This window comes from Amniculibacterium aquaticum, from assembly GCF_003852705.1.
Lineage (GTDB): Bacteria > Bacteroidota > Bacteroidia > Flavobacteriales > Weeksellaceae > Amniculibacterium > Amniculibacterium aquaticum.
The window spans coordinates 1-18,589 of sequence record NZ_REFA01000034.1; the positions used below are offsets into that span (position 1 = coordinate 1).

Consider the following 18,589-nt stretch of genomic DNA (forward strand, 5'->3'; position numbering starts at 1 on the left):
ATTCTTTTGCATAGAGAAATTTGTAGTTATTTTTCCTCTAATATACTGAATACCAGTCTTTTAAACAAATAATTAACGCCTTTTTTTAAAGGTGTTTATCGATTTTTTTACTTTAAACAAGTTCAATGAAAACACCATCAAGATCCGTGGATTTAAAATGCCGACTTCACAAAGAGCAAAAGATATTATAGAATCTGATCTTAATGATCTTAAAGCCGCCATTCTGCAAGACGAAACCATGCTGAAAGCCATGCCCGGCAATGCGTCGCCCGAAGTTATCAATACGGTTTATATCCCAAAAATTATTCGGGAGAAATATCCGGAACTCAATTCGGAAGATATAGAAGCTATCCGACAGCATGTTGTGGTAGATTCGGTGATAAAAAACGGAACGATAGAAGAACAGGGTTCTAAAAAATTCCTCCGAATGGCAGGGAGTTTTGTGAATATTGACGATGTGAATATCGATTTGATAGATACGGTAAATCCTTTTCAAAAAGCATTTGAGATTCTTTCAAAAAGCGTTACGACTTCGGTTTTACGATCTATCCAAGATACGATTAATATGACCAAGATTGAAATGACGGAGGAAGAAGCTGTTGCCTCTTGGGAAGATATCAAACGATGGAGAATACATACCGGAAAAGCTCCGGAAATTAATTCCCAAGATCCTAGAGAACAAAGATTAGCTCAAGCTTTATTATTTATCCAAGATTTAAAACGTAAAAAAGCACAAAATGGCTAAAAGTTTAGACGATATTTTAAATGATGATGAATTTGGGTTGTTGGAAGCTGAAATTCAGAAAACTGAAATCAAAACGGATGAAGATCGTTTGATTGAATCTTTTGAAGAGATTAATGATTTTTTCGAGAAGAACAACCGCGAACCCAAGCAAACATCCATGTCGGAATATGCCTTGTTTTCACGGTTAAAAGAATTTAAAAATAATAAAGATCGAAAAGCATTTTTAAAATCTTTCGATCGGCATAATTTACTCGGGAAAGTTGAAGTCAAAATAGAAAGTTTAGACGATATTTTAAATAATGATGATTTAGGCTTATTAAATAGTGGCGGAGACAATTCCATCTTTGAGTTTAAACATACTCCAAAAAGTGGTAGTAGGGAGAAAGCCGATTATGTTGCACAAAGACAAGCCCTTCCGGAAGTGGAATTTGAGAGATATGATAAGATGTTTAAGCAAGTTCATCGCGAGTTGAAAGAAGGGAAGCGTAAATTCCTAGAGTTCAAAAATGCTGAAGATAATCTAGTGGAAGGTAATTTCTATTTAGTAGATGGTTTGCTTTGCTATTTAAAAGTTTCTAAAGCTGAAAAAGTACTACGAGAAAATAAATCAGGTGACAGAATGAGGTTGGAAGGGCGTACCGTAACGATATTTGAAAATGCAACCATTTCCAATATGCTATTTCGATCACTCGGAAAAGCCATTCAAAAAAACGGAAAAATCATCACCAATCCTGATGAGGATATCGAAAATCAATTGTTTGAAAATGCAGGTGTTGCAAAGGAAGAAGATAGGAAAAGCGGCTGGATTTATATTCTGAAATCGAAATCTGAAAAGCCGGAAATTCAAAATTTAGAAAACCTGTATAAGATAGGATTTTCTACCATTCCGGTAAAAGATCGGATTAAAAATGCCAAAAAAGAACCCACTTATTTATTTGCGGGAGTAGAAGTTATTTCATCCTATCAATGTTATAACTTAAACATACATAATTTTGAAAATTTATTGCATCGTTTTTTTGCTGAAGCTTGTTTGAATATTGATTTGTATGATAAAACAGGAAACCGCCATATCCCAAGAGAGTGGTTTGTTGTTCCTTTAAGTGTTATCAATGAAGTAATTCAACTTTTTGTAAATGGCAATATTGTGCATTATAAGTATGACTCGAAGAGCAAATCCATAGTTTTTAAATAATCTTGCTACTAATTATCAAAAAAACAGGAAGATTTTGATACCATTTTGACATCAACACAAGATGATTCAAATATAATAAATTGACTAACAACCCACTAAATCACCTATTAATCCCCCAATTTACTTCATCAATGCATAGACGGCAAAACTTGCCAACCAATGATCGCCACCGTAATTACCTTGAAAAACCAATGGCAAAGCATTTTCCAAAAATTTTGTAGCCGTTTTCTCCAATTGGATTTTAGATTTATTATTTTTCGGAAGTTTTTGAGAAATGTTTTTCATGCACCAACTTCTGGTAAAACTCAGACCTACCAAATGCACCGTTTGATAATCGTTGATGTCCGAAATAATCGGTATCTGAGAAATATTTTCCAAACTTCTTTTCTCATAAAAGGTATCGAACCATTTTTCATACTCTTTTTCAGGAAGTATCCTGGTCATCAGATCGGCAATTTCTAAACTGGGCGAGAAAAAATCACTTCCATCCGGCTCCAAATAGGCCGGTGTTTTTCTATCGTTTAAGTAAAAATATTTGGCCTTTTCGACCAAGCTATTTTCAAAAGTTTTCTCTCCCGTCGCTCTGGCCCAATCAATAGCAAACCCCAATGCAAAAGCCGAATTCGGATGAACTCCCGTTCTATTCGGATAGGTCTGTTTGGGCAAATAATCCTTCCACAACGACACCACAACATCCGTCAGAGGTTTCATATTTTTATGCCACAGTTTTGCTTTTGAATGATCCCAGGTTGACAATTCGGCATCCAATTGCAAAAGCCAAGCCCAACCGTAAGTTCTTTCAAAATTTTTTGCTACTTGATATTTTGTAAAATATTCGGCTTCCGCTTTCACTTTCTCGGGCTGAAATGAAGCATCAAGAACAGCAAACAACTCTTCCCTATTTTTCAAAGATGGTTTTTCTTTCAGCAATTTCACCAACATCCAATGTCCATGCACCGACGAATGCCAATCGAAGCAACCATAAAAACTGGGATGCAATTCTTTGGGAGACAGTTTTACATCGACTTCACCGTTGATGACATGCGCCGTTTTGTTGGGATATTCTTGATTGATGCAGTGCAAAGGTTTCTGAGACAGTGTGAATGCAATTTCATCCGTAAGACTAGGTACTTGTGCAGAAGTCATCACCGAGAACAGCGTGAAAAGCACAGAAATATTCTTCATAATATACGATTTTAAATCTTTAAATTTATTGAAAAGCAATTACAAAATCTCCAAAATTTCAACAGACTTCTCACGAAAAAGAAAGACCTCTCCTTTTCTTTTTCCTGCCAACAACTTTCCAATTGGCGATTCTGGAGAAATGACGAAACAATCCGTACCGTCAATAGTTAATTTCCCAACGGAAGTAGCGATAAAATAATTCATATCGCAAGTCCCAACCCAAGATCCCAAACCTGCAATTTCATTTTTAGATTCGGGGTTTATCTTCAACAAAATTGTTTTTTCAGCTTCTATTTTCGCCCATTGTTGTCCCAACTGTTCTCTTTCCAATTGTATCATCGCTCTGCCGGTTTCGTGCTTGTCACCTGCCGTGCTTTTGGTTTCAGAGGCCAAGCTTTCCTGTATCATCTTCAAGCCCTCCTCACAAGTTTTCAACTTTTTATCTACCGCTTTCAAGCATTCTTCCAATATCTTTTGTTTCAGATTCATTTCATGTAAAATAGAATCACAAAATAAGTGAAAGTTATTGTATTGTTCAGCATACAAAAAAACAAAATCCAAAAGAATTGTACATTCAAAATATTGGCTGTATCTTAACGCATTTAAAACTAAAATTACGATTATGTCAGACGATGTAAAGATTATTTTCTCCATGTCGGGAGTGACCAAAACATTTCAAAACGCACAGACTCCTGTCATTAAAAACATACATTTAAGCTTTTTCTACGGAGCCAAAATTGGTATCTTAGGGCTAAACGGAAGTGGGAAGTCGACCCTCCTAAAAATCATTGCCGGAGTGGACAAAAACTACCAAGGCGACATCTCTTTCCAACCCGGTTTTTCCGTGGGCTATCTTGAGCAAGAACCCATCCTGGACGAGAATAAAACCGTACTGGAAGTGGTGAAAGAAGGCGTACAAGAAATTGTAGATGTACTGGACGAATACAACAAAATAAACGATCAGTTTGGCCTACCAGAAGTCTATGAAAATCCTGATAAAATGGACGAGTTGATGAAAAGACAAGCCGATCTTCAGGATAAAATAGATGCCTCCAACGCTTGGGAATTGGACACCAAATTGGAAATCGCCATGGACGCCCTAAGAACTCCGGAACCGGACAAATTAATTTCTGTACTTTCTGGTGGCGAGCGCCGTCGTGTTGCACTCTGCCGTTTGCTACTTCGCGAACCGGACATCCTACTTTTGGACGAACCTACCAACCACCTCGATGCCGAATCGGTACATTGGCTGGAACACCACCTTGCCGAATACAAAGGCACTGTAATCGCCGTTACCCACGACCGATATTTCCTAGATAATGTTGCCGGTTGGATCTTAGAATTGGATCGTGGCGAAGGCATCCCGTGGAAAGGAAACTACTCGTCTTGGTTGGATCAGAAATCCAAACGATTGGCTTTGGAACAAAAAACAGCAGGAAAAAGACAAAAAGCCCTTGAACGAGAGTTGGAATGGGTAAGAATGGCTCCCAAAGGAAGACAAAGCAAACAAAAAGCCCGTCTGTCCAGCTACGACAAACTCGTCAATCAAGACCAAAAACAATTGGACGAGAAGTTGGAAATCTACATCCCGAACGGCCCAAGATTGGGCACCAATGTTTTGGAAGCACAAGGCGTTTCTAAAGCCTATGGAGACAAATTGTTGTATGAAAATCTTAATTTCAAACTCCCACAAGCGGGAATTGTCGGAATCATCGGCCCGAACGGAGCCGGAAAAACAACCATTTTCCGAATGATCATGGGCGAAGAACAACCCGACAATGGAACTTTTGAAGTGGGCGAAACCGCAAAAATAGCCTATGTTGACCAATCGCACAGCAACATCGACACCAACAAAACCATTTGGCAAAATTTCTGCGACGAACAAGAATTGGTGATGATGGGCGGCCGACAAGTCAACTCCAGAGCCTATCTCAGTCGTTTCAACTTCAGCGGTAGCGAACAAAATAAAAAAGTTTCTCAGCTTTCTGGTGGCGAAAGAAACCGCCTGCACCTTGCCATGACTCTGAAAGAGGAAGGCAATGTCCTGCTCTTGGACGAGCCTACCAACGACCTGGATGTGAACACCTTGAGAGCCTTGGAAGAAGGACTGGAAAATTTCGCAGGTTGTGCCGTTATCATCAGTCACGACCGTTGGTTTTTGGACCGAGTTTGCACCCACATTCTCGCTTTCGAAGGCGACTCCGAAGTCTATTTCTTTGAGGGAAGCTTCAGCGATTACGAAGAAAATAAAAAGAAAAGATTGGGTGGCGACCTGGTTCCGAAACGAATTAAATACAAAAAACTGATTCGATAATCCGTCGTAAAAAATAAAAAAGTAAATCCGAGAAAGAAATTTTTCGGATTTTTTTATCGTTATCATCTATCTTTATCATCCATAACCTTACTGATTCTAATCACAAACTTATTGAACTTAAAATGGTTAAATTTGCACTTTAATTTTTTACATCATGAACAACGAATATATCAACTACCCCGACAATGCAATGGTTTGGGTGTACAATGCCGATAGATTTCTAACCGCAGACGACAAACAACACATCACGACTAAAGTTCAAGATTTTATCGACAATTGGGACTCTCACGGCAGCTTGGTAAAAGGTACTTTTACCATACTTCACGATGCTTTTCTTGTGATTTTTGCAGATGACCAAGGCGACCCGCTTTGTGGCCGTGCTCAGTCGGCTTCTGTAAACCTTGTCAAAGAATTGGAAAAAGATTTGAACATCAAGTTTCTGGACAGAATGCGACAGTCTTTTCAAGAAAACAACGAAGTGAAATTGGTGAAATTGGCTGAACTAAAAACATTGTATCAGGATGGAAAAATCAACGATGAAACCCTTGTTTTTGACAACACCGTGATCAATAAAAAAGATTTTGACAGCCGTTGGAAAGTGGCTCTAAAAGACTCTTGGCACAAGAGGTTTGTATAAAATCTAAAACAATCATAAACTCCCGGCGCTATGTTGGGAGTTTTTGTTTGATATAAATTCTACTCGTGGTTCACTTTTTTTTAATTTTGCAGGAATACCGCACTATGATTCCGACCGATTTTCATCACGAACACATACAAATCGTTTCCAGTTTTTCAGATTTAATTTTAACCGAATTTGAAGGAAAACGAAATGCCGTTTGCTGGGAGCGGAATTTAGAGGGAGATTTTCAAGAGATTGTTTCCAAGCTTATCCTAAAAGAAAACATCACCGAGGTTTCCAAAGAAGATTTATGGACTTTGGAACTTTCAGAACAAGGCGAGAAAGCCAGAGCAATCATTTTGGAAGATTTAGAATTATTAACAGAATACGGCGCTCAACCCTCTCTCAACCTGTTAAAATCGTATGAAAGAGATGACGAATTTAGTTTCATCTCTACCGATGTGTATTCTTTTCATGTGGATAGAGCTCCTTTTCATTCGCCAACTTTTTTGTGCACTTATTTTGGAGCAGCCAGCGATATTTTGCCCAACGATCAAGCCGTACAAAAAATCCAAATCCCTGAAGTTAGAGAACAATTGAGGAAAATCTATACAGGAGCCGAAGCGGGTTTTGAAGATTTTCTGAAAGAGAATTTCTTCGATTTGCATTATGAAGCCTTAGCCGAAGCCCAACCCATCAATCTCGGAAACGGTCATCTTTGCAAATTAGCGGTGGACGATCCGGAAGTGCCAACACTTCCCTGCATACACCGAGCACCAACGGAACATAACGAATACCGACTCTTGTTGATTTGTTGAAAAAAAATTGTTGGCAGTAAGTTTATTAATAATACCAATTAACAAATACATAACAACCCAATGAGAATTTTACTAGAAACCGAACGACTAATTTTAAGGGAATTAGAATACATAGACGAAAATGACTTATTCGAAATGGATTCTGACCCTGAAGTTCATTTGTATATCGAAAATAACCCTGTAAAAACAATTGACGAAATACAAAAAGCGATTAAAATGCTTAAAAAACAATACAAGGAAAACGGCATTGCTCGTTGGGCAGTTGTTGACAGATCAACAAACGAATGCATCGGTTGGGCAGGACTAAAGTATTTTAACCAACCTTTAAACAATCACATAAATTTTTACGAACTGGGCTATCGATTTAAGAAAAAACATTGGGGAAAAGGCTTTGCGACCGAATCTTCAATTGCCATATTAGACTATGGATTTAAAGAACTGAAAGTGGACAGCATTTTTGCAATAACAGATCCGAAAAATGTAAATTCAAAAAAAGTATTGATTAAATTGGGCTTTGACTTCAAAGAAACTTTTGACTATGAAGGCGACCCTACAGACTGGTTTGAATTGACAAAAACAACTTGGGAAACCAATATCCCGAATCGCTAATATGCTGAGACTTACAGCTCCGAATGGTCACTTTACCCAAGGTTAAACAACTGTAATCCTTCTGAATTTTTGTACTGAAATTTTGTACTGAAATTTTCTTGCCTACTACAATACCCAAACTTATTTACAAACATCTTCCAACTCAATCGTGCTCAAAATTGATTTGCTCAACACCGCTTTTTTAGCAATTCGGTTGGCTTGGTTTTCGAGGGTTTTCTCAAAAATATTGCGGACAAATCTCGCATTTCCAAAATTCTCGTCTTTGTTTTGAAAAGCAGTTTCAAAAACTTCTTTCAATTTATTTTGAGCATCTGTCGTAAGATTATAATCCAATTTCTTACACAGACTTTCAAAGATTTTCAACAATTCTTCAGCGTTATAATCTTGAAAATGAATGTATCTGTTGAACCTCGATTGGAAGCCTGGATTGGTATCGATAAAGGTTTTCATTTCCTCGCCGTATCCCGCCATGATGACCACCAATTTGTCCCTGTCGTCTTCAATTCTTTTGATCAGCGTTGCTACGGCTTCTTTCCCAAAATCATCCTGATGTTCGCTTACCAAAGCATAGGCTTCATCAATAAAAAGTACGCCGTTCAGCGCCGAATCTACCACTTTGTTCACTTTGGGAGCCGTTTGGCCGGCAAATTGAGCGATGAGTCCGGAGCGATCGGTTTCTATAAAATGTCCATCGGATAAAATCCCCAAATGTTTGTAGAGCTTGGCGATAATTCTGGCCACCGTCGTTTTTCCCGTTCCCGGATTTCCCGTAAAAATAATGTGATACGAGATGGGCGAAGTTTTTAAACCGTTTTGTTCTCTGGCTTTTTGAATTTTTATGAAATTGATCAAAGTATTCACTTCTTCTTTCACTTCCTCTAAACCGATTAATTGGTGAAGTTCTTCCAAAATACTTTCTATATTTTCATCCGGTTTTGAATTTTGAACTTTTATAAAAGTTGTTTCCGAAGCCTCTAATGGTTTGTGAAGAAATAGATACATCTTTTTCAATTTCTGTTCTTCTAAATCATTTACATTGCCATCCGCTTTGGCGATGATGTTGGCAAAGCGATACAGAGATGTTGCATATTGCTCCAAAACGGGATTTTCTGTAAGCTGAAGAAAAGTAGGAAAAGCCAAGGTGTTTTCTTTCGCTATTTCGGGTTTGTCTTCTTCAACATTAAACGAAATATTCATCGGACTTTCGCCCTCTCCCATTTTTAGAACTTCTCGGATGACTTGGTTATAAATTTTTCTATCATAAGATGATTTCAAACTTTTAAAATCCCAATGCAATCCGGTGATTTTGTCGGGTAAAAAACCTTGAACCAACAAGAAAACCCCAAAAGCTTCGGCATCATCCGGAGAAAGAAAATCTCCTTTGATGAATTTCCCAATCTGCAAAAGATCATAGATCAAGATGGAAAGCACAACTTGTTGAGGATCGAGATTGGGACTGGATTCTCGAAACATTTCTTCTATCTTTTTATCCCGAATCAGATTTTCATATAAGCCGTCCAGTTCTTTAGAAAAATCCTCCAACAATTGGAGATATTGCGGTTGAAGTTCTGATTTCATAGCATACGAATGAGAGGTGAAGATATTTTTCAGTTCGTCTTGTTTTTGTGCCAAGACTACTTTTTTGGCATTCACTTTTTCTTGCATTCTGCTTTCTAATCTGGATTTTGGAAAACCATACGCGTAATAATTTTCCACTTCTTTGGAAGAATATTTTTGTTGAGAATTGGCATTAAAATTCCTATCCACCTTGAGCATTCCGGAAAAGCACTCATAACAGACTCTTTTACCATCATTCAGTTTTCCCAATCCCCACATGGGTTTGTTTAATAATGCCAAATGTTTTTTACAGGCAGTACAAGATTCCACTTTGGAGAAATCTACATTTCTATTGTATTTATCATTAAATTTTTTATCGGAAATAAAGACAAACACAAAGAAATCAATCACCGAAATAAGCGACGGAATAAGCGTCCAAAAGAAAGCCAGATAAAAAACCCCCAACCAAGTTTGTCCCAAATAAAAACGGTATCCACCAACAAAACCGGTGAAAAAAGTAAGTAAAACAACCGTACTTTTTGCTTTATAATCCGCAGTTTTAAGATTTGGAATTTCCGCAGTGGATGAAGTGGTCAATTTTATTTCGGACATTTGGAGTTTTTGTTATGAAGGTAAAAATACAGATTTATTTTGTAAATTCGTATAACGAAAATAGTTCTAATTGCCAACCAAAATCATAATAATTTACAAATGGGAAAACTATTTTTAGCAATTTTCAAAATTATGTTGTGGGGCTACCTGCTCTATGCTTTTTTATGTCTATTATTTTTAGTAATTGCATTTCTACTGGGAATCTCAAGCTAATTGTCAAAACAGAACGATAGCTACCGGATAACCATCAAGCATTCTTAACAGAGAAGCTTTGCTTTCACAACAGGATTTAACAATGATTATGCTGACCGTAATTTCAATAATCTTTATTATTTAATTTTTAAATGCTGAGCCAAATCGTGGAAATAGTCTTTGGACCAAATCGAAACAGATGCTGGTTCTGCCAAAAATCGTATCACATCTTCTTTTGCTATTTCAAAATTTACGGCATCAATTCTTTGAGTCAGCAAATCTCTAAATTCTTCTTCGCTCATGGTATCTTTTTGCCAATCTCCGCTGTCTTTTGCACGAATTAGAAAATGATCGAGATGAAGAGAAATTCTTTTTCTGATATACCACTCCATATCGTACCAATCTCTGCCTTTTACATTTTTCCCCCATTTACGAAATAAAAGAGCGTGCACTTTACCGGCAAATAAATCTTCTATTTTAATAACTTTTACATAAAATGAATACGGCTGTAACAATAGTTTTTCTTCGGTTTCGAATCCTAAAGGAGGATGCGTATCAATCTCAATTTTTATTTTGATCCCTATATTTTGTCGAATTCCCAATTGCGGAACAACAGCATCTAAAACCAATTCGCTCCACAAAGTTTCAGATTTTAAAAATGCAGATTCAATATCGGATTCGGCGGACTTATTCTTTATTTTGATGTTCACTTTCATTCCTTGAGCCAAAAATTCATCTTCAACTGTTTTGAGATAAGATTCTAAATTAAAATCAGTATTTTTTTGAAGCAAAGAAAAATCTAAATCTTCTGAGAACCTGTTTAAACCGTAAAAAATACGCAAAGCTGTTCCTCCATAAAAAGCACTTTTATTGAAAAAACCACCTCTTGCCAAACCTGCAAGAGCCAATTGCTGCATGATCTCTCGTAGTGCTTGTTTATAATCTTCAGCCGTTTTAGGTTGGTATTCTTCTATCCATTCTTTTATCATAGTGTTTCTATGGCTTTTATTAAATAATTAATCGATTCCTTTTTGGGAGCATCCACCAACCAGGTTTTCATTTTCTCGATATCCAACTCCTTTAATTGATCGCTATCAATTCGTAAATTTTCTGATAAATAAATTTGAGCCGAAACCATGCTTCTAAACAAAACACCGGAAGTTGTAACCACTTTATCCAGCATTGCTTTCTCTGGCGACGCTATTAAGGCAAACTGATTTTCATACAATTGAACCCTCTGAATACCAAATGAATAATAGGGAAAAGAAAGTTTTTTGTATTCAAAATTCCCTAAACTATTTTTAATTTTTTTTGTCGAATTTAAAGACATTGAAACTACCGTGAAAACCTGTTCGGGAATCAGCCCATGATAAGACATCGCCGATTCTGCCGAAATATAACTTGGTGCCAGCAAAACATTCGCTATTGAAAACAATTCAGGCAATTTTTGGGAGTTCCAAACATACAATCCTCGTCTTAATGAAATTAGTTGTCCTTGTTTCACCCATTCATTAATCTTATCGTTAGGGCTTTTGTAGTTCTTCAAAAGGCTAACCAACAACTGATGACTCATCGGTTGTGATGCATATTGCGCTATGGATTGTTCAAGTTTCACCATACAAATGTAATAAATATAATAGATAATCGGAAGATTTCCGATTATCTATTTAAAATTTATCATATAAACGCATAGCTGCAGGTTACCTATTAAGTGCTCTTTACAGAGAAGCTTTGCTTGAGGAATAGAAATTCTGTCCATTAAACCGTCTAAATTATTAATTGCCTATATTAAGGTTAGCGCTAACCATTCTACTTAATCACAGTCATTTTTATATCATAATTAATCCCAATCGTACATACCATTACGCGCCAAAAATTTAGGAATATTATAGTCCATTTCTTTATAAGCCTCATAGACCCCAACTTCTAAAATAGATTTGCTATATTCTTGATAACCTTTTTTGTTTGTATAAAATCTACCTACAGGATCAATCATAACATAACTATCTACCATTTGAGAATTTGATTCTGGCACCAAAATACCTGAATCAATTAATGTTTGATGATTACTTAAGAATTGGTTAAATTCATGATCAGTAATTTTGAACTGTTCGATATATTTATCATTTTCTCCTTTTATTGGCAAAACTTGAAATACTTTCCAACGCTCCGTTTTGGACATTGATATAAAGTCTAAAAATGATTCTTCATAATTAAATTGGTGTACAACAGTATTAATTTTCAATTTAAAACCATGTTCATTAATCAGGTTAATCATCTTTAAATAATCATCTGTTGTAAATGCCTTTTTACCATTTATTGCTCTTCCTGACTGAATATTAACATCAGGGATAAAACTATCGATACTTAATATAATCCAGTCCAAAACTCCTTTATGTTTATTCAAAAATTCATCATTAATATTTGTACCATTTGTTACAATCATTGTGGTCATACCTAAATTTTTAGCTTCTACAATTAAATCGGTTATCCACGGATACAAAGTAGGCTCGCCTCCAGCGAAAGTGATTTTTTTAAAGCCCAGCCTAGAAATCTCCTTTAACAAGGATAATGCATCTTCTTTTACAAGAAATCCTTTTTTCAAAATACCTTTAGCATCTTTAAAAGGAGCAAAGCAAAATTTACAACGCATATTACAAGCTTCCAAAACATGATAATTTACAGAAGGAATGATAGAAATTGATGATGAAGTCATATTATTTTTTGTATTTATTTACAAGGTCTTCATCAAAATAATATCCAAAGTAGAAAAAAAATTGTTACCTAGTAATAACAGGTATTATGGAGTAATAAGAGCGTCTTTTTAAGTAACGAAACCTATTTTTTAAATAATTTCAAAAGCTCTTTCTGATATGTTTCAGAAACGGGAAGCTTTTTAATATTCAATTTACTCGTGGAATCAAAAATTTTAACTTCGATTTCCGCTTTTTTTGAATTATATGATTCTATAAATTTTTTATTGACTCTAAAAGATTTATGAATAGTAATAAACTGATCCTTCATCAATCCCAACTTTTCCATTTTAGAAAAAGAAAAATCCACTAATATTTCAGATTTCTTGTTAATAAAAAAGATTTGCTTATTATTAGATTCCGCACCGGCTAATTTATCTGTGCATAAATAAACTACATCATCAATACGGATCTTATTTCTTTTCATTTTATCAAAGTCCAAATAAACATAATCAAAAGCGGAGAACAATGTCACTTCTTTCAGAAAACGAATGAAACTTTTCACAAATTGTTCTTCAGAAAAAGGCTTTGTAATATGATCAATGCATATATCTGCATCCCTTTTGAGATGCTCTATATTCTCCACATAATCAGAGGTATTTACGCTAGCAAAGAAAACAGGAATTTTTATTTCTTGTGCTACTTCCATACCCGTCATACTATCATTACCTAAATCAAGATCTGTAATTAATATTTCAGGTTTTATAGTTTTTAATTGCTCAAAAAAATCATCAGAATTCCTACTTTCTAAAACTACTTCAGCATTCGATATAAGGCTTACAAAATGAGCCATTTTATTAAGTTGTTGTTTATTATCTTCTAAAAGAGCAATTTTGTAAATATGAGGCATATAAATATGATTAATATAAAACGAATAAATGTTTAAAACAATATAAACTTCAATTCAGACTAGCTATAAAGATTAATTCACATCAAATTGAAATAGTAAATGGTACAATCAACAATAAAAAGACACTATCCAAAAAGCTGCTGCAAATCTCTAGTCGCTGTTGCTATAGAGTTTTTATTAATAGAGATGTATTTCTTAGCAGTCATCCTTCCTTTAAATCCGTCTTCTCCATTCTCCATCATTTTCTGAATGGCCTTTAGTTCACTTGTAATCTTCCCATTCTTAGTAACACTCAAAAGTAGAGATTTTATTTAATATCAATACTGTCCTAAATAAAATTTAGGAATAAATTTATGCCGCATAAAGTCAATCTTTGTGCGGGTTTTTCTATTTTTCAAAAAAGAACCCCTTGATAGTAAATTTTAGGTTGTTCTGGAGGTTGTTTTGGGGGTTGTTCAAAAGGTTTATCTAGCCATGTTTGCAGGTTTATTTTCACGAAAATATTCAGCCGAATAAAAGCCACCAAATTGGACAATTGCCAAGGATAAGTTGCGATAGATTTTAGGTATTTTAGTATAAGAATGGTGATTAAAGCCGTCCAAATCTGTATTTTCACTGCGTTTTCAGAAGTGCCAATAAAGGTTTTGATGTGGAGCAATTGTTTGATATCTCTAAAAAAAATCTCTATTTGCCATCTTTGTTTGTAGAGTTCTGCAATGGTGGAAGCTGCCCACTGAAAGTTATTGGTAATAATCTCGATGACTTGTCGATTTTCCTCATTCCAAACCGAAACTCTCCTTAGTTTTGTAATCTTCCCATTCTTAGTAACACTCAAAAGTAGAGATTTTATTTAATATTTCTGTTGTTGGTGTTGAATAATTTTGTTGAAATGTGGGAAAATCTGCTGGATTAGTGTGGCTGATTTTTCCATATTTCAATAAAAAATCCCTCGGTGTGAGATATTGCAATGCACTGTGTGGTCTTTCGTTGTTGTATTTCCACATCCATATTTCTGCGTAATTTCTCATTTGTTTCACGCTTTCAAACAAATATACATCCAAAAACTCTGTTCTAAATGTTCTATTAAACCGCTCAATAAGAGAGTTTTGAGTAGGTTTTCCCGGTTGGATAAAATGCAACTCAATTTCGTGATATTGACACCAAGTTTTTAATTTTTCTGAAATAAATTCCGGTCCGTTATCCACTCGTATTTTGTCCGGTTTCCCTCGCCATTCGATGAGTTCTTCCAGCTTGGTAATTACTTTTGCAGAAGGCAAACTCGTATCAATACTTATTTGTAAAATTTCTCTGTTAAAATCATCTATAATGTTCAAACTTCTCACGCTTTTGCCGTTTTCCAAAGTGTCATGCATGAAATCCATACTCCATGTTACATTTGGATAGATCGGACGCAGAAGCGGCTCTTTCACTCTTACAGGTAGCCTTTTCTTTCTCTTGCTTCTTAAATTTAGATTCATCGAAGTGTAGATTCTGTAAATCCGTTTATGATTCCACCAAAATCCCATGTTTTTCAAGCGATAACGCATTGTCCAAAATCCCCAAGTATGTTCTTGTTCGGCCAACAACCGAAGTTCTTCACGGATGAGATCATCTTGAGAATCAATCCTCTTTTTATAGTACATAACCGAATAACTCAGCCCGAAACAACCGCATGCCTTCCTTATGCTTATCTTGTGGGTTTCTTTGGCATATACTACCATTTCTCGCTTTTCGGAAGGCGTTAAAGCTTTTTTTCTATAACATCTTTTAAAACAGTGTTCTCCAAAGTTAGTTCAGCGACAATTTTTTTATATTGTGACAGCTGTTTCTCAAACTCTTTGAGTTGTGCCAGTTGGTGCGTATCCATACCACCGTATTTACTTTTCCATTTGTAAAAAGTAGGTTGGCTGATACCGTAATCTCGGCAAATCTCGTTTACCGTTTTTCCTTGATTTTGTTCAGATAAGATCTTCACAATCTGAACCTCTGTAAATTTGCTCTGTTTCATATTTCCCAAAGTTAAAAACTATATTTATATTCGTTTCTGTTTTTGGGGAAGACTACAGTGGTAGTCTGCATCGGTTATTCACCTAATTTTTAACAAAAAAAATCCAAACATTTCTGTTCGGATTCTCTTTACTTTATTAAAAACTTCGACTCCCTCAATTGTAAAGTGGTGTAAAGTCCTTCCTTTTATTTTAAAAATACAACTACTGTTTTTAAAAAAGTTCTACATCGTAAATTTTCCTTCATTACAAATTCATCAATTTTGATATTAAAATCAATCTAACATCCATTTCCGTTTGTTCTATAGTATCATTTGATACTATCATCATCGTAAAATTTTGAAAATCAACTACAAAATTCCAAACCTCACAGCAGAAATCTCCTCTTCGGTTTGAAATTTCCTCCTTAATTTTCGTTCCTTTTTGAAATTTTCGGATTTTTCGATTGATTTACTTTGTTTCTCTCTTTATTTATTACTCTTTTAACTGATTTTTCCTCTACTACTACTACTAAAATATCTTACTACTTTTTCTCTACTACTACCACTTAAATATATCCTCTATATAATATCCTCTTATATTATATATATAATATATATACTTATATAATATATTCATATTCAATGGTATATAATTATATAAGCATCAACGAAAAAATTTAACAAAAGGAAATAAGAAACAACTACTATTAAGAAAATAACGCTTAAAACACCATTAACGATTTTAAAGAAGTTACAACAATTTTAATTCGTTTCTCTGTGTAATTCCATTGAAAATTGTTTAAAACTGATTTTTGAATCTATTACATCGGAAATTTTGAATGTTTGAAGAATTATCTCAACTCAAATTATTTAATTCTGATTTCAAAAGAAAATGTTTCTTACCAACACGGATTGTTTTCAATTCTCCGTTTTTAATCAGTTTTCTGATTGTAGATTCAGAGATATTCATCAACAAACAAACTTCTTTTATAGTAAGATATGTTTTCTTCTGAACATCTTCAATAGAAACCACTTTAAGATTTTTGAGTTTTACCTCCGTTTGAAATTCTTCTTTAGATTTTTGTATTCTTTCCTCCTTTACTTTCTTCTTATAATCCTTTTGATTACATCTGTGAGTACAATACTTTGTAGAGAACGTTTTAGCGATGAATTTCTCTTTACAGAAGATACAAATCTTCTCAATCCTAATGTTACTGCTCATTTAATACTTTCCGATTTTCTTTATGTTAATAATCTCTCCCTGTATTTAGCGGTATTTACGTGTATCTACGATTATTTACCGTTTAAATTTCTCTTAGAGTATCCTAAAATTCATTTCTTTTGAGATTAAAAACAACGGAGTATCACATTTAGTAGTATAAAATATGTCAACAAATGTCAGAAAATGTCAATTAACACTTTCTGATTTTCCTTTATTAATGCGGGTTGTATAGTAGAAATATAGTAATTAGAAATCAGCGATTACTTCCCGATACAAAACTTGCTAAAAATATTCCCCAAGACTTCGTCATTGGTAAACTCACCCGAAATTTCACCCAAGGCTTCCAGGGCGTTTCTCAATTCGTACGCCAAAAGCTCGGTGGTGATTTGGCTATATACCGCTTCTTTTACTTGCTGTACCGCTTGCAAAGATTTTCTAAGAGATTCATAATGCCTTTGGTTGGTGATGACCACTTGGTCGCCTTCAGATTTTAGACTTTCCACGAAAGCCGAAAGTTCATCTTTTAAATCTTGAACATTCTGGTTTTCTTTTGCCGAAATCGGGATAAAAACAAATGGAAAATCGATTTCTTTTTCAAAATTTTGCTGAATCTTTTCAAATTGCTTAGCCTCAATCTCAACCTTAGCCTCAACCTTATCCGTTTGAGTAAGGCAAACAATAAGCTTCAGATCTTTTCTCACCAAAGATTTCAACATCTCGAAATCTTCAGAATAATCCGTCTGACTGGCATCAGCCAAATACACCAAAACCTCGGCTTGTTCTACTTTTTCCTTGGCTTTTTGCACGCCAATGGCTTCTATTTCATCCGCAGTTTCTCGTAGTCCGGCAGTATCTATCAATCGGAATGCATGACCTTTGATGTGCAATACCTCTTCAATGGTATCTCTGGTCGTCCCGGCGATATTGCTCACAATGGCGCGTTCTTCTTTCAGTAAAGTATTCAGTAAAGTCGATTTCCCGGCATTGGGCTTCCCAATAATCGCCACGGCAGTTCCGTTTTTAATCGCATTTCCGTATTGAAAAGAATCGATGAGGGAAGTTAATTTTATTTCAATCTTATCCAACAATTGATTGAGGGCCGATCGATCGGCAAACTCTACATCCTCTTCGGCAAAATCCAATTCCAACTCGATGAGGGAAGTAAAATTCAGTAAATCCGTTCTCAACAAAGAAATTTCCTGAGAAATTCCGCCTTTTAGTTGGTTTAGTGCTACTTTTCTAGATGCCTCGTTATCCGATGCAATCAGGTCGGCGATGGATTCGGCTTGGGAAAGATCAATTCTACCGTTCATAAAAGCACGCATGGTAAACTCCCCTGCTTTTGCCATTCTGCAACCGTTTTTAATCAACACTTCCAAAATCTTTTTAGCAATATGAGGCGACCCGTGAAAAGAAATTTCCACAGAATCTTCGGCCGTAAAAGTCCTCGGTGCACGGAAAACCGCAACCATTACTTCGTCGATGATTTCGGTTGATGGTTGATGGTTGATGGTTGTTAGTTGATGGTTTGTCGGGTTTTCTTCAATTTTATCGACAATATAGCCATAATGCACAGTGTGGGATTTCTCTTGGGTTAAATCCTTGCCCTCAAAAATTTTAGAAACCAACTCAAACGCTTGGTTTCCAGAAACTCTAATCACGCCGATAGCGCCTACTCCGCTGGCCGTAGCCAATGCACAAATGGTATCCTGATTCATAGGGCAAAGATAAAGAAAAGTCTGGATTTTTTTTATGGTTTTAGGAGCATCACAAGTCCGTCACTCTTCACTACACCACCCGCTGTCCGCTGTATCTTTTGTGCCTGGGCTTTCCCAAGGCTTACAAAAGGATGCCGCTCCCATCGGGGCTAGGACAAAGGAACAGAACTCTCCAGTCGGGATGGAGGTTTGGTTTTTAGTTTTTGGTGTTTGGTG

At 35.6% G+C, this 18,589-nt stretch carries 19 protein-coding genes; 6 read left to right on the plus strand and 13 right to left on the minus strand.

Going from position 1 to position 18,589, the window contains the following annotated elements; all coding sequences use genetic code 11:
• Nucleotides 1-91 precede the first annotated feature (91 nt).
• Both EIY84_RS10895 and EIY84_RS10900 read left to right on the plus strand, forming a co-directional pair.
• The gene (locus EIY84_RS10895; protein ID WP_241154784.1) at nucleotides 92-745 is read left to right on the plus strand and encodes a hypothetical protein; all 654 of its coding nucleotides are present in this window, start codon (nucleotides 92-94) and stop codon (nucleotides 743-745) included.
• Nucleotides 746-785: 40 nt separating this feature from the next.
• A complete protein-coding gene (locus EIY84_RS10900) occupies nucleotides 786-1,937 on the plus strand; it encodes a GIY-YIG nuclease family protein (RefSeq protein WP_241154785.1) in 1,152 nt (383 codons plus the stop codon).
• Between the two features lie 120 nt (nucleotides 1,938-2,057).
• Here the strand turns inward: EIY84_RS10900 and EIY84_RS10905 are convergent, their stop codons facing one another.
• Together EIY84_RS10905 and EIY84_RS10910 are read right to left on the minus strand one after the other, a co-directional pair.
• The gene (locus tag EIY84_RS10905) at nucleotides 2,058-3,122 is read right to left on the minus strand and encodes a DUF2891 domain-containing protein (RefSeq protein ID WP_124643106.1); all 1,065 of its coding nucleotides are present in this window, start codon (nucleotides 3,120-3,122) and stop codon (nucleotides 2,058-2,060) included.
• Between the two features lie 39 nt (nucleotides 3,123-3,161).
• Entirely contained in the window at nucleotides 3,162-3,611 is a 450-nt protein-coding gene (locus EIY84_RS10910) for a GreA/GreB family elongation factor (protein ID WP_124643109.1), read from the minus strand.
• 133 nt (nucleotides 3,612-3,744) lie between these two features.
• On the opposite strand from EIY84_RS10910, the gene ettA reads away from it, so the two are divergent.
• The 4 genes from ettA to EIY84_RS10930 all read left to right on the plus strand — a co-directional run bounded on the left by ettA (nucleotide 3,745) and on the right by EIY84_RS10930 (nucleotide 7,482).
• The gene (gene ettA / locus EIY84_RS10915; RefSeq protein ID WP_124643111.1) at nucleotides 3,745-5,436 is read left to right on the plus strand and encodes an energy-dependent translational throttle protein EttA; all 1,692 of its coding nucleotides are present in this window, start codon (nucleotides 3,745-3,747) and stop codon (nucleotides 5,434-5,436) included.
• Between the two features lie 154 nt (nucleotides 5,437-5,590).
• Nucleotides 5,591-6,073 (plus strand): ABC transporter ATPase, encoded by a 483-nt coding sequence (locus tag EIY84_RS10920; protein ID WP_124643113.1) that lies wholly within the window; start codon nucleotides 5,591-5,593, stop codon nucleotides 6,071-6,073.
• Nucleotides 6,074-6,177: 104 nt separating this feature from the next.
• Nucleotides 6,178-6,873: a DUF1826 domain-containing protein gene (locus EIY84_RS10925; protein ID WP_124643115.1), complete on the plus strand. Its 696-nt coding sequence runs from the start codon at nucleotides 6,178-6,180 to the stop codon at nucleotides 6,871-6,873.
• 60 nt (nucleotides 6,874-6,933) lie between these two features.
• Entirely contained in the window at nucleotides 6,934-7,482 is a 549-nt protein-coding gene (locus EIY84_RS10930; RefSeq protein ID WP_124643117.1) for a GNAT family N-acetyltransferase, read from the plus strand.
• 120 nt (nucleotides 7,483-7,602) lie between these two features.
• Here the strand turns inward: EIY84_RS10930 and EIY84_RS10935 are convergent, their stop codons facing one another.
• From EIY84_RS10935 to mnmE, 11 genes are all read right to left on the minus strand, one after another.
• Nucleotides 7,603-9,651: an AAA family ATPase gene (locus EIY84_RS10935; RefSeq protein WP_124643119.1), complete on the minus strand. Its 2,049-nt coding sequence runs from the start codon at nucleotides 9,649-9,651 to the stop codon at nucleotides 7,603-7,605.
• A gap of 329 nt (nucleotides 9,652-9,980) precedes the next feature.
• The gene (locus EIY84_RS10940) at nucleotides 9,981-10,832 is read right to left on the minus strand and encodes a nucleotidyl transferase AbiEii/AbiGii toxin family protein (protein WP_124643121.1); all 852 of its coding nucleotides are present in this window, start codon (nucleotides 10,830-10,832) and stop codon (nucleotides 9,981-9,983) included.
• A complete protein-coding gene (locus EIY84_RS10945; RefSeq protein ID WP_124643123.1) occupies nucleotides 10,829-11,461 on the minus strand; it encodes a type IV toxin-antitoxin system AbiEi family antitoxin domain-containing protein in 633 nt (210 codons plus the stop codon). Before EIY84_RS10945 ends, EIY84_RS10940 begins: the two co-directional genes overlap by 4 nt.
• A gap of 222 nt (nucleotides 11,462-11,683) precedes the next feature.
• Nucleotides 11,684-12,559: a viperin family antiviral radical SAM protein gene (locus EIY84_RS10950; protein ID WP_124643125.1), complete on the minus strand. Its 876-nt coding sequence runs from the start codon at nucleotides 12,557-12,559 to the stop codon at nucleotides 11,684-11,686.
• Between the two features lie 122 nt (nucleotides 12,560-12,681).
• Nucleotides 12,682-13,446 carry a LytR/AlgR family response regulator transcription factor gene (locus EIY84_RS10955; RefSeq protein WP_124643127.1) on the minus strand — a complete coding sequence of 255 codons (765 nt, stop codon included), beginning with the start codon at nucleotides 13,444-13,446 and terminating at the stop codon, nucleotides 12,682-12,684.
• Nucleotides 13,447-13,571: 125 nt separating this feature from the next.
• On the minus strand, nucleotides 13,572-13,742 hold the full coding sequence (locus EIY84_RS10960) for a hypothetical protein (RefSeq protein WP_206428205.1): 171 nt from the start codon (nucleotides 13,740-13,742) through the stop codon (nucleotides 13,572-13,574).
• A gap of 98 nt (nucleotides 13,743-13,840) precedes the next feature.
• Nucleotides 13,841-14,281, minus strand: a complete 441-nt coding sequence (locus tag EIY84_RS10965) for a transposase (protein WP_394336902.1) — start codon at nucleotides 14,279-14,281, stop codon at nucleotides 13,841-13,843.
• A complete protein-coding gene (locus EIY84_RS10970; RefSeq protein ID WP_394336903.1) occupies nucleotides 14,268-15,167 on the minus strand; it encodes an IS3 family transposase in 900 nt (299 codons plus the stop codon). Before EIY84_RS10970 ends, EIY84_RS10965 begins: the two co-directional genes overlap by 14 nt.
• A gap of 20 nt (nucleotides 15,168-15,187) precedes the next feature.
• Nucleotides 15,188-15,454 (minus strand): transposase, encoded by a 267-nt coding sequence (locus EIY84_RS11975; protein WP_187477476.1) that lies wholly within the window; start codon nucleotides 15,452-15,454, stop codon nucleotides 15,188-15,190.
• Nucleotides 15,455-16,289: 835 nt separating this feature from the next.
• Nucleotides 16,290-16,655 (minus strand): helix-turn-helix domain-containing protein, encoded by a 366-nt coding sequence (locus EIY84_RS10975; RefSeq protein ID WP_124643129.1) that lies wholly within the window; start codon nucleotides 16,653-16,655, stop codon nucleotides 16,290-16,292.
• A gap of 260 nt (nucleotides 16,656-16,915) precedes the next feature.
• Nucleotides 16,916-18,373: a tRNA uridine-5-carboxymethylaminomethyl(34) synthesis GTPase MnmE gene (gene mnmE, locus EIY84_RS10980; RefSeq protein ID WP_124643131.1), complete on the minus strand. Its 1,458-nt coding sequence runs from the start codon at nucleotides 18,371-18,373 to the stop codon at nucleotides 16,916-16,918.
• Nucleotides 18,374-18,589: the final 216 nt, after the last annotated feature.